Origin of the sequence: Microcystis sp. LEGE 00066, assembly GCF_015207925.1 — a bacterium.
Lineage (GTDB): Bacteria > Cyanobacteriota > Cyanobacteriia > Cyanobacteriales > Microcystaceae > Microcystis > Microcystis ichthyoblabe_A.
Genome location: NZ_JADEVX010000139.1, coordinates 1 through 11,448 on the forward strand (window position 1 = coordinate 1; position 11,448 = coordinate 11,448).

Sequence of the window (11,448 nt, forward strand, 5' to 3'; positions counted from 1 at the left end):
TCGCTCCATACCCCTTTTAATGCTATATATTCTCATTAACCCTTTTAACCTTTGAATTAATTTTAGTTATTATGTACTACTTTAATGGCTTTTTTGATCTGTGACAGTTGAGGGTGCGGAATGTGGGATTGAAGTCAATCGGCTCTCTTACTCTTGTTGTGATAAGTTTAACTTATATAAGACCGATCAATCTTTGTGTCTTTGTGGTTCGTTCCATTCGCTCGCCAGTGGGAATGTATCTGAGAATAGATTTTACCCACCAAACCCAAGAGAGCCGCAAATCCCCGGCAAAGGCATTAGGGGGTTTTGCCATAGCCGCCACAAAACCAAGGCATTTAACCACTGTACCAGTATTTCTTAGTCAACTTCCGGGAGGTAAAACCCCAAGCCGATGATGGGATTTGAACCCACGACCAATTGATTACGAATCAACTACTCTACCACTGAGCTACATCGGCACATTGCCAGTTTCCGATTATATCACGGACAATAGATACAAAGCTAGAAAGATTTTTTTATGAGCAAATCCCCTCGACTCGATCCCCAAAAATACGCCCGCTTGAAAGAGGAAGCGGCCAATCCCTACCGAGGTCTGCGGCAGTTTATCTATCTCGGTTTAGGTGCTTCCGGTTTTATTGGTGCGGTGGTTTTTCTGGCCCAATTAGCGGCAGGCAGGGACGTAGCCACCGCTTTACCCAATTTTGCCCTACAAATCGGTGTGGTGGCCCTGATGATTTGGTTATTTCGTCGGGAGAAAAAAGCTGGCGGTTGAGGGAGTAGCCACCGATAGCCAAAACAGTCTCTTGCCCCAGAGAATAAAAGTTAACATTAACTCCAGTCTTTTCGTGTTATGATCGAGGCGAGAGTCAAGATTAGTGTTCAAGTTCGTTTCCAGTATTAATCCGGTAAGTCTTTTACTTTAGTATTGTTCGGCTTCTCCCTGAATTTTGTGTCTCCACACCGTTTCGAGTATTGTTCGAGGATTCAAGTATTATGTCTATTTTTGTTGGTAATCTCTCTTACGAGATTTCCCAAGAGGATCTGGTCGAGGTCTTTCAAGACTACGGCAAGGTTAAAAGGGTTCATATTCCCGTTGACAAAGACACACAGCGCAAACGCGGTTTCGCCTTCGTGGAAATGGAAGATAAAGCCCAGGAAGCCAAAGCGATTGAGGCACTAGATGGCGCTGACTGGATGGGGCGATCAATTAAAGTTAACGAAGCCCGCGATCGTGAAGAGCGTGCGCCCTTCAATGGTGGTGGTGGTGACAGAAAAAAACGCTATTAAGCTTTTTTTGTGAATAATCGTGGGAGGGTGGACAGGGTTCACCCTTTTTTGTTGGTAATTGCGATCGCTGATCCCCTCAAAACCAATAGAAATCTAAATGTCTGAGTCTCTCCAAAAGGTAACAAGTAAACTATAAAGGATATCGTCATCAGGTCTGATCGGCGATCGACTCCCGAATATATGGACAACAAAAACCCATGGAGACAACCTCTACCCTAGCTGATGGGCGTGAAGCACTTCAATGCCCCACTTTAGTTGAAGACGATCGCACCGGCATGAGTCCCGAAACCCTAAAACGGGCTTTTCTGGACAATCTATTTTATTTGCAAGGGGTTAACCGCACTAATGCCAGTCCCTACAATTACTATGTCGCCCTTGCCTACACCGTTCGCGATCGCCTGCTGCGTCGTTTTCTGAAATCCACCGACACCTACAAACAAGAAAAAGTTAAACTCGTCTGCTATTTCTCCGCCGAATTTCTCATGGGGCGGTATTTAGGTAATAATCTGGCTAATTTGGGTATTTATGACCTAATCAAAGAGATGATCGAGGGATTAGGTCTTGATTTTGAGGAAATTATCGAACAGGAACCGGATCCCGGCCTAGGAAACGGCGGTTTAGGGCGTTTAGCGGCTTGTTTCCTTGATTCTCTCGCTTCCCTAGAAATTCCCGCCATCGGTTACGGTATCCGCTACGAATTTGGCATTTTCCATCAAATGATCCAAGACGGTTGGCAGGTGGAAATCCCCGATAACTGGCTACGCTTCGGCAATCCTTGGGAATTACCCCGTCCCGATGAAAGTGTGGAAGTAAAACTGGGTGGCCGGACGGAAATCTATCACGATGATAAGGGACAGGAACGGGTACAATGGCTGCCGGAACGCCGGGTTTTAGCCATTCCCCACGATACCCCCGTCCCGGGTTACAAAACCAACACGGTTAATGCTTTGCGTCTCTGGAAAGCAGAAGCAAGTGAATCGTTTAATTTTGAGGCTTTTAACGCCGGGTTATACGATCAATCCGTGGCTGAAAAAATGGACGCGGAAACCATTTCTAAAGTCCTTTATCCCAACGATAATACCCCCGCCGGTCGCGAATTACGTCTCGCCCAACAATACTTTTTTGTGGCCGCTTCCCTGCAAGATTTAATTCGCATTCACCTAAAAAGCCACAAAAATCTGCAAAATTTCCACGAAACCGCCGCTATTCAACTAAACGATACTCACCCCGCCATTGCGATCGCTGAGTTAATGCGTTTGTTAGTGGATGAAAACGGCTTAGAATGGTCAAAAGCTTGGACAATTACCCAAAAAACCTTCGCTTATACCAATCATACCCTATTGCCAGAAGCCCTAGAACGTTGGTCGGCGGATCTGATCGGGAAATTGCTACCCCGACATCTAGAAATTATCTACCTGATTAATCACTTTTTCCTCGACGATGTGCGGACTTGGTTTCCCGATAACGAGGAATTATTGGGCAAATTGTCGATAGTTGAAGAAGCTGGTTGGGGTAATAAACAAATTCGCATGGCTAATTTAGCCTGTGTGGGTAGTCACTCGATTAACGGAGTCGCTGCCTTACACACCGAGTTACTGCAAAAAGACACCCTGAAAGAGTTTGCCATGCTCTGGCCGGAAAAATTCTACAATAAAACCAATGGTGTCACCCCGCGCCGGTGGATTTTATTGAGCAATCCCCAATTATCGGCACTATTTACCGAAAAAATCGGCGATAATTGGTTAAAAGACCTGAAAGAATTGCGAAAACTGGAACAATACCTTGATGATCCCGAATTCCGTCAGCGTTGGTATGAAATTAAACAGGCGAATAAGGCCGATTTAGCGGCTTATATGCTGAAAACCCGCAATATCGAGGTGGATGTTAATTCGATTTTCGATGTGCAGGTAAAACGGATTCACGAATACAAACGCCAACATCTGGCAGTTCTGCACATTATCGCCCTTTACAATCGCATTAAACAGAACCCTCAGATCGATATTGTGCCGCGCACTTTTATCTTTGGTGGTAAGGCAGCCCCCGGTTACTTTATGGCGAAGTTAATTATTAAGTTAACTAATGCTGTGGCTGAAATTGTCAATAAGGATCCTGATGTCAGAGGTCGTTTAAAATTGGTTTTCCTGCCTAACTTTAACGTTTCTTTGGGTCAACGCATCTATCCGGCGGCGGATCTTTCCGAACAGATTTCTACGGCGGGTAAGGAAGCTTCCGGAACCGGTAATATGAAGTTTGCCATGAATGGCTCCCTCACCATCGGGACTCTGGACGGTGCTAATATCGAAATTCGCGAGGAAGCAGGGGCAGAAAATTTCTTCCTTTTTGGCTTGACAGCAGAAGAAGTTTATGCTAAGAAAGCCCACGGTTACGAACCGATGAGCTATTACAAAAATAATCGCGAATTGAAGGGAGTGATCGATCGAATCAAGAGTGGTTATTTTAGCCATGGTGACCAGGAATTATTCAGGCCGATCGTTGATTCTCTCCTCTACGATGACCAGTATATGCTTTTAGCTGATTATCAATCCTACGCTGATTGTCAGGAACAGGTAAGTCAAGCTTATCGCGATCGAGACAAGTGGACGCGGATGTCGATTCTTAACTCGGTTCGTATGGCCAAATTCTCTAGCGATCGCACAATCTGGGAGTATTGTCAAGAGATTTGGAAAGTTAATCCGGTCAAGATTAGTTTAGAGGATTAAAAAACTCGGTCAAGTTCGGGTTTAGTCTTTGACTAGCCCGAATTTTGGAACCGTAGCCCCCAAAATGTTTGGTGAAAAGGATAAAATTTATTATTCTTTGCTATCCAAAAACTGGCTTAACAATTTTGAGTTTTAGGGTGAATGATGGGGGGAGCTTTTTGATTATGAGGACAAATATAAATGTCAGTAATAATTGAACAAAACCTAGGGGAAATTTTAGCTCAAATTAATCACAAATTAGAGAATTTACAAAAAGATGTTACAGACATCAAAATTGAGTTAACAGAAGCTAAGGGGGAAAGACAGGTATTAAAGGTGGAAATCGATAACCTGAGGCAAGATGTTAATGCGATTAAAGGTTCACAACAGGCTCAAATTTGGACATTAATTGGTATTTTAATTACGGCGGTAGGAGGGTTTTCAGTGGCAGTGGGTAGGTTTGTTATTTCCGGTAATCCTTAATTACAATACCGTCTAAACTATGATTGAGAGTGATTAAATGATCGACTATGATTAGATTGTTTTTAGACAATCACACAATCACAAAAATCCTATTCATTTGATTTACAAGTATTAAGGATATTCTAAGAATAAATTTTGAAAAGTATGGTTATCCTGCCAGCGATAGATTGAAAAATCGCGGCGATCTGACGTTAAAATTCTCCCGTGTCCTAAGTTTTCAGCTAATACTACTAATGAAGCATCAGCTAGATCCATTGGTATATCTTCATAACGGTCTATGAGTTGTTCCATTCGTCTAACATGATTTGATTGTAATTCAAATACTTCAAAACCACCTGCTAAGAAATTTTGAATAAATAGCAGTTGAGCATGATTACCGAGACGAGTTAGCAAAAGGTAACAAGTTTCGGTGACAACACACCAGGTTGTTATTAGGGGTTCTCGCAATCTTTGAATTACAAGCTGTGCTTGCTGATGATGATTATCTTGCTCATTGGCGAGAGCCAACCAGAAGCCTGTATCAACTATAATCATGTTTGGCTGACCATTCTTCCTTCAGGATAGTTTTATAGTTAGTAGAAAGATCGGGCGAACCTTGTCCACACCCAATAAAACCGCTTTCTTTCAGCACTTTAAGGGAATCTGAGTTACGCGGGTGTAGTTTGGTATATTGTTGCTCAATAACTTGATTGAGCAGGGTAGTGATATCCTGATCGCTATGTTGTTGGATGTAGGCGAGTTTTTCCCTTTGTTCTTGGCTAAGATGGATGGTGATGTCCATAGTCTTTCTCCTTAATAATGTCTAAACTATAATTAGAATAATTGAACGATAAACTATGACTAGGTTATCCTTTGTCCTAGACAATCACGAATATTTATTGTATCACATTATAGCGTTTCTCACACCTGTGTGGCACAGTGAAACCTTTGCTGATTAAACTTTTCACCATCGACAATGTACCTCTTGCGAACAGGAAACGCTATATATCATAGGGTTGGTCTCTCAAAAAAAAATCACAGTCCATCACATAATCACATCAATCACAGTACAGACAATGATGGAAGACTATGCAACAGGGTTAGAATAACAAGGAAATAATACTCCTGTTGCTTGGTTACGGGATATAAAGTATAGAATCTTGTTAAGTACCTAAGCAAAATTGATTACACATTTCGATAAAGCTTTTGCCTTTTGCCTCTTGCATGAGTGCCTATCCTAACCAAGAAATTAATTTTGCACGACTACTTATGTAGAAGTCTAAAGCATGATCTATATGATTATTTAATTGACTGTCATTCTAGCCTGACCTATAATCATGGAAAGCTCAATCAGGAAAGTGAAAATGAGACAGGTACTTACAGCGAGAATTTTTCAAGAAGATAATTGGTTTGTTGCCCAATGTTTAGAGGTTGATGTTGCTAGTCAAGGGGAAACGGAAACCGAGGCGTTAAACAATCTGCAAGAGGCTTTAGAATTACATTTTGAACCGCCTTGTGCAACAGTTATTCCCCGATTACAGAAGATAGAGGTAGAAATCAATGCCGCTTAAGCCTTTATCTTATCGTGAGATTAAACGCAAGTTGGAAGCGGCAGGGTTTGAAGTTGTTAGTCAAAAGGGGAGTCATGTTAAGTTTACCAAGGACACTCCCGAAGGAAAAAGGACAACGATTGTTCCCTGTTATAAGGAGGTAACAATCGGTACAATTGCCAGTATTTTAAGGCAAGCGGGATTAAGAGTTGATGAGTTTGAGCTTTTATAGTTAATATCCTCTATAGCATTCTGTGTCATAATCGCCCTATATCAAGGGGACTCATCCTATCATAGAGTCATCCGCCAAAAAAAATCACAGTCCATCACATAATCACATCAATCACAGTACAGACAATGAATGAACAACACGCCCAAGCTTATGTTAATTTAATTGAACAGTTGCTCATTTGTGCTGATGGTGAGGAACCCAATATCCTGCAAGCTAATCAGGAATTGATCGATCCCGAATTTTTGCAGGTGATGGAAAACTATGCAACGGGGTTAAAATAATAAGGATACAATAATAACCATGCAGATTGATTTAACACAAAACTTTGGGCAATATCTCAACCCTCAAGCGAGAAATATAGGTTCTTCGGTTTGTCTTATGCAATAGACGGGAGTTATAAGGGATGGAACCCTTATAGAGAAAGACATTGGGCGATTTTTATCAATTGTTTTTTATCTAAAGCGAACTAATCAATTAAATCCCTTACCAGATAAAGATTTTGTTGATTTATGCCCCCCTATCGAACCATAACAAGTAACGAAGAGCCGAAATATAGAAGAATATGAGGCGTTTTTAACTGTTGGGGACATTGACAATAGGCTAAGGTGTTGTTAGTATGTCCAACATGAAGGCTACCGCGATCATTTGTCGTCGCGTCATCTTGGCCCCAGACGCATTCGCAGAAGTCACTGTCTGGCCTGTTCCCCAACCAGTTCTGCCATTGGAGCATCCTTACGTCATATACTTAAAAGTAGGATAAGAAATTGTTTAGAGAGTGATCCAAAACTTTAAAGATAAAGAAGCTCAAAAAGTTTTTGAACGTAAACATTCGCGTAAATTGCCATTAGATATCCAACAAGTGGCATTGCGAAAATTGCGGATGCTTAATCGTGCGGAAACCCTGCAAGATCTTCGTGTCCCACCAGCAAATCGATTGGAACGTCTGGTTGGTGACAGGGAAGGTCAATATAGCATTCGGGTTAACGATCAATGGCGAATTTGCTTTGTCTGGCAAAACGGTGATGCTCTAGACGTAGAAATCGTTGATTATCATTGAGGTAAAATAATGAATGAAGATAAACTAATGCCAATTCATCCCGGTGAGGTTCTTTTAGAGGAATTTATCAAGCCAATGAACCTTAGTCAGAATCAAATAGCTCTGGCTCTTGGAGTTCCCGAACAATATATTAACGAAATCGTTCACGGAAAGCGGTGTATCACGGCGGATATAGCTCTTCGGTTAGCTCGTTATTTTGATATGTCACCGCGATTTTGGCTGGGATTACAAATGGATTACGATCTGGACGTTGTTGAAGATGAAATAGGAGATCAATTGGACAAAGAAGTTGCTGTAATGACAGTTATTTGTGCAGAAAAGTAATTTGTTTGATATGTTCTAAGGCAGAAACTTGGAATATATCAAACAAATTTGGCAGCGACCCCCCTTGACAATCACGAATATTTATTGTATCACGTTAAATTATAAGGTTGGTCTCTCTCAAAAAAAATCACAGTCCATCACATAATCACATCAATCACAGTACAGACAATGATGGAAAACTATGCAACAGGGTTAGAAGAACAAGGAAATAATAAGTACCTAAGCAAAATTAATTACACATTTCGATAAAGCTTTTGCCTTTTGCCTCTTGCATGAGTGCCTATCCTAACCAAGAAATTAATTTTGCACGACTACTTATGTAGAAGTCTAAAGCATGATCTATATGATTATTTAATTGACTGTCATTCTAGCCTGACATATAATCATGGAAAGCTCAATCAGGAAAGTGAAAATGAGACAGGTACTTACAGCGAGAATTTTTCAAGAAGATAATTGGTTTGTTGCCCAATGTTTAGAGGTTGATGTTGCTAGTCAAGGGGAAACAGAAACCGAGGCGTTAAACAATCTGCAAGAGGCTTTAGAATTACATTTTGAACCGCCTTGTGCAACAGTTATTCCCCGATTACAGAAGATAGAGGTAGAAATCAATGCCGCTTAAGCCTTTATCTTATCGTGAGATTAAACGCAAGTTGGAAGCGGCAGGGTTTGAAGTTATTAGTCAAAAGGGGAGTCATGTTAAGTTTGCCAAGGATACTCCCGAAGGAAAAATGACAACGATTGTTCCCTGTTATAAGGAGGTAACAATCGGTACAATTAGCAGTATTTTAAGGCAAGCGGGATTAAGAGTTGATGAGTTTGAGCGTTTATAGTTAATATCCTCTATAGCATTCTGTGTCATAATCGCCCTATATCAAGGGGACTCATCCTATCATAGAGTCATCCGCTAAAAAACATCATAGTCCCTCATTCAATCATTCTAATCACAGTACAGACAATGAATGAACAACGCGCCCAAGCTTATATTAATTTAATAGAACAGTTGCTCGCTTGTACTAATGTTGAGGAACTCAATAATATTCTGCAAGCAAATCAGGAATTGATCGATCCCGAATTTTTGCAGGTGATGGAAAGCTATGCAACATGGTTAGAACAACAAGGAAATAATAATGATACGGCTTGGTTACGGAATATGGCGCAACAGTTGGGGCAATATCTTAACCCTCAAGCAAGAAGTATCGAGGAATATCAGGAGTTTTTATCAGAAGTATTACAAGCAGAAGCAGAAAGTAATAGCGATCCTACGGTGGTTTATCCTATCCTACAACGCCGTCAACATCTGTTAGATGATACTTTTGCCCAACTATTGCAACAATGGGCTAGAAATGAGTTTTCTCAAGGGAAGGCAGAAGAAGTAGCAGGGATTGCCGGGGTTATTGAATATTTATGTATTCATATTCAACAGTTTCCCTTGGGAAGTCGGGCTAATAATCTGGAAATTGCTATTACAGGCTATTACATAGTTTTAGAAGTATTAACCCGTGATACCTTTCCTTATGAATGGGCAAGGTTACAGAATAATCTGGGGAACGCTTATCTAGATCGCATTAGAGGGGAAAGGGCAGATAATTTAGAGTTAACGATCACAGCTTATAACCTGTCTTTAGAAGTATTAACCCGTGATGCTTTTCCTTATGAATGGGCAATGACACAAAATAATCTGGGGACTGCTTATAATCATCGCATTCTTGGAGAAAGGACAAATAATCTGGAGTTAGCTATTGCAGCTTATAACCTGTCTTTAGAAGTATTAACCCGTGATGCTTTTCCTTATGAATGGGCAGTGACACAAAATAATCTGGGGACTGCTTATAATGATCGCATTCTTGGGGAAAGGACAGATAATCTGGAGTTAGCTATTGCAGCTTATAACCTCTCTTTAGAAGTAAGAACCTGTGATGCTTTTCCTTATGAATGGGCAATGACACAAAATAATCTGGGGACTGCTTATAATGATCGCATTCTTGGGGAAAGGGGACTAAATCTAGAGTTAGCCATCGCAGCTTATAACCTGTCTTTAGAAGTCTATACCCGTGATAGCTTTCCTGAAAATTGGGCAAAGTTACAAGATAATCTGGGGAATGCTTATCGAAAGCGCATCAGAGGGGAAAAAGCAGATAATCTAGAGTTAGCTATTGTGGCTTATAACCTGTCTTTAGAAGTATTAACCCGTGATGCTTTTCCTTATGAATGGGCAGGAACACAAAATAATCTGGGGAGTGCTTACCTAGATCGCATTAAAGAGAAAAAAGCAGATAATCTAGAGTTAGCTATTGTGGCTTTTAATCTATCTTTAGAAGTATATACCCGTGAAGCTTTTCCTGAAGATTGGGCAAGGTCACAAAATAATCTGGGGAATGCTTATTGTGATCGCATCAGAGGGGAAAGGGCTGATAATCTAGAGTTAGCTATTGTAGCTTATAACCTGTCTTTAGAAGTCTTAACCCGTGAAGCTTTTCCTGAATATTGGGCAAGAACACACAATAATCTAGGCACTGCTTATTGTGATCGCATCAGAGGGGAAAGGGCAGATAATCTAGAGTTAGCTATTGTAGCTTATAACCTGTCTTTAGAAGTCTTAACCCGTGAAGCTTTTCCTGAATATTGGGCAAGAACACACAATAATCTAGGCACTGCTTATTTATATCGTATCAGAAGGGAAAGGGGAGATAATCTAGAATTAGCTATTGCAGCTTATAACCTGTCATTAGAAGTATATACCCGCGAAGCTTTTCCTGAATATTGGGCAAGGTCACAAAATAATCTGGGGAATGCTTATTTATATCGTATTATTGGGGAAAAGGCAGATAATCTAGAATTAGCTATTGCAGCTTATAACCTGTCATTAGAAGTATATACCCGCGAAGCTTTTCCTGAATATTGGGCAAGGTCACAAAATAATCTGGGAGAAGCTTATAGAAATCGTATTCTTGAGGAAAGGGCAGATAATCTAGAGTTAGCTATTACAGCTTTTAACCTGTCTTTAGAAGTATATACTCGTGAAGCCTTTCCTGATAAATGGGCAGGGTTACAAAATAATCTGGGGTTAGCTTATAGTAATCGCATTCTTGGAAAAAGGGCAAATAATCTAGAGTTAGCGATTGCGGCATTAAACCAGTCTTTGAAAGTATATACCCCCACTGCTTTTCCTGTAGAGTGTTTAACAACAGGACGAAACTTAGGAAATACTGCTAACTTTATCAAAGACTGGGAAACCGCCATCAAAGGCTACAATTTAGCCATCGAAGCGGTAGAAAATATCAGACTCGAAGCTTTAAACCCCCAACGACAACAAGAAATCCTCTCCGATGCAATGGATGTTTATCATGGCATCGTTCAATCCTATCTCAACCTCGATCGAAAAGATCGCGCTTTAGAATACGTTGAACGTAGCAAAACCCGCTATCTAGTCCAATTGCTTACGGAACGAGATATCTATCCTAAAGGGAATATCCCCCAAACTATTATTACCGAATTAGATCGCCTTCGTCGTGCCATTATTGGGGAAGAACAACAGTTAGCCATCCAAGAACAAACCCGCAATCGGGGAGTAATTTTAACCCCAGATGAACAAAAACAACCCATCTTAAATGACTATACTCACCTCAATCATTTAAAACAAGAATTAAAACAATTTATTGATCGTGAAATAACCCCCATAGACCCCACTTTTAGCTTAACTCAAAAGGTTGAAAGCATTCCTATAAGTGAGATTCAATCCTTAATTGATCAACAAACTGCCATCTTAGAATGGTATATTTCAGGGGATAGTATTATGGCGTTTATTGTTACTAATGAGGGTTTGATCCCCCCTAACCC

The 11,448-nt window shown here is 40.7% G+C and carries 14 protein-coding genes and 1 tRNA gene; 12 read left to right on the forward strand and 3 right to left on the reverse strand.

Annotated elements, in window-relative coordinates; genetic code table 11:
• Window positions 1-386: 386 nt before the first annotated feature.
• Window positions 387-458, reverse strand: a tRNA-Thr gene (locus IQ224_RS17030).
• Window positions 459-517: 59 nt separating this feature from the next.
• Here IQ224_RS17030 and IQ224_RS17035 point away from each other — a divergent pair.
• The 4 genes from IQ224_RS17035 (at window position 518) to IQ224_RS17050 (ending at window position 4,469) form a co-directional block, all read left to right on the forward strand.
• Window positions 518-772, forward strand: a complete 255-nt coding sequence (locus tag IQ224_RS17035) for a DUF3493 domain-containing protein (protein ID WP_002751490.1) — start codon at window positions 518-520, stop codon at window positions 770-772.
• A gap of 221 nt (window positions 773-993) precedes the next feature.
• Window positions 994-1,287 carry an RNA-binding protein gene (locus tag IQ224_RS17040; RefSeq protein WP_084990013.1) on the forward strand — a complete coding sequence of 98 codons (294 nt, stop codon included), beginning with the start codon at window positions 994-996 and terminating at the stop codon, window positions 1,285-1,287.
• Window positions 1,288-1,484: 197 nt separating this feature from the next.
• Window positions 1,485-4,007, forward strand: coding sequence for a glycogen/starch/alpha-glucan phosphorylase (locus IQ224_RS17045; RefSeq protein WP_002740822.1), 2,523 nt, complete (start codon window positions 1,485-1,487; stop codon window positions 4,005-4,007).
• Window positions 4,008-4,187: 180 nt separating this feature from the next.
• On the forward strand, window positions 4,188-4,469 hold the full coding sequence (locus tag IQ224_RS17050) for a hemolysin XhlA family protein (protein ID WP_002740820.1): 282 nt from the start codon (window positions 4,188-4,190) through the stop codon (window positions 4,467-4,469).
• A 111-nt stretch (window positions 4,470-4,580) separates the two neighbouring features.
• On the opposite strand, the gene IQ224_RS17055 is transcribed toward IQ224_RS17050, so the two are convergent.
• Entirely contained in the window at window positions 4,581-5,003 is a 423-nt protein-coding gene (locus IQ224_RS17055) for a type II toxin-antitoxin system VapC family toxin (protein WP_002740818.1), read from the reverse strand.
• Window positions 4,990-5,250: a hypothetical protein gene (locus IQ224_RS17060; protein ID WP_002740817.1), complete on the reverse strand. Its 261-nt coding sequence runs from the start codon at window positions 5,248-5,250 to the stop codon at window positions 4,990-4,992. The genes IQ224_RS17055 and IQ224_RS17060 overlap by 14 nt, the downstream gene beginning before the upstream one ends.
• A 562-nt stretch (window positions 5,251-5,812) precedes the next feature.
• On the opposite strand from IQ224_RS17060, the gene IQ224_RS17065 reads away from it, so the two are divergent.
• The 8 genes from IQ224_RS17065 to IQ224_RS17100 form a co-directional block, all read left to right on the forward strand.
• On the forward strand, window positions 5,813-6,019 hold the full coding sequence (locus IQ224_RS17065; protein ID WP_002740815.1) for a type II toxin-antitoxin system HicB family antitoxin: 207 nt from the start codon (window positions 5,813-5,815) through the stop codon (window positions 6,017-6,019).
• Window positions 6,009-6,230 (forward strand): type II toxin-antitoxin system HicA family toxin, encoded by a 222-nt coding sequence (locus tag IQ224_RS17070; protein ID WP_036399405.1) that lies wholly within the window; start codon window positions 6,009-6,011, stop codon window positions 6,228-6,230. Before IQ224_RS17065 ends, IQ224_RS17070 begins: the two co-directional genes overlap by 11 nt.
• A 125-nt stretch (window positions 6,231-6,355) precedes the next feature.
• Window positions 6,356-6,511 (forward strand): hypothetical protein, encoded by a 156-nt coding sequence (locus IQ224_RS17075; RefSeq protein WP_002740811.1) that lies wholly within the window; start codon window positions 6,356-6,358, stop codon window positions 6,509-6,511.
• 494 nt (window positions 6,512-7,005) lie between these two features.
• Window positions 7,006-7,287, forward strand: coding sequence for a type II toxin-antitoxin system RelE/ParE family toxin (locus tag IQ224_RS17080; protein ID WP_002740810.1), 282 nt, complete (start codon window positions 7,006-7,008; stop codon window positions 7,285-7,287).
• A 9-nt stretch (window positions 7,288-7,296) separates the two neighbouring features.
• Entirely contained in the window at window positions 7,297-7,611 is a 315-nt protein-coding gene (locus IQ224_RS17085) for a HigA family addiction module antitoxin (protein ID WP_149107562.1), read from the forward strand.
• A gap of 412 nt (window positions 7,612-8,023) precedes the next feature.
• A complete protein-coding gene (locus tag IQ224_RS17090; protein ID WP_002740815.1) occupies window positions 8,024-8,230 on the forward strand; it encodes a type II toxin-antitoxin system HicB family antitoxin in 207 nt (68 codons plus the stop codon).
• A complete protein-coding gene (locus IQ224_RS17095) occupies window positions 8,220-8,441 on the forward strand; it encodes a type II toxin-antitoxin system HicA family toxin (RefSeq protein ID WP_002800940.1) in 222 nt (73 codons plus the stop codon). The genes IQ224_RS17090 and IQ224_RS17095 overlap by 11 nt, the downstream gene beginning before the upstream one ends.
• Window positions 8,442-8,566: 125 nt before the next feature.
• On the forward strand, window positions 8,567-11,448 hold a 2,882-nt coding region (locus IQ224_RS17100; protein ID WP_194033258.1), incomplete at its 3' end, for a tetratricopeptide repeat protein.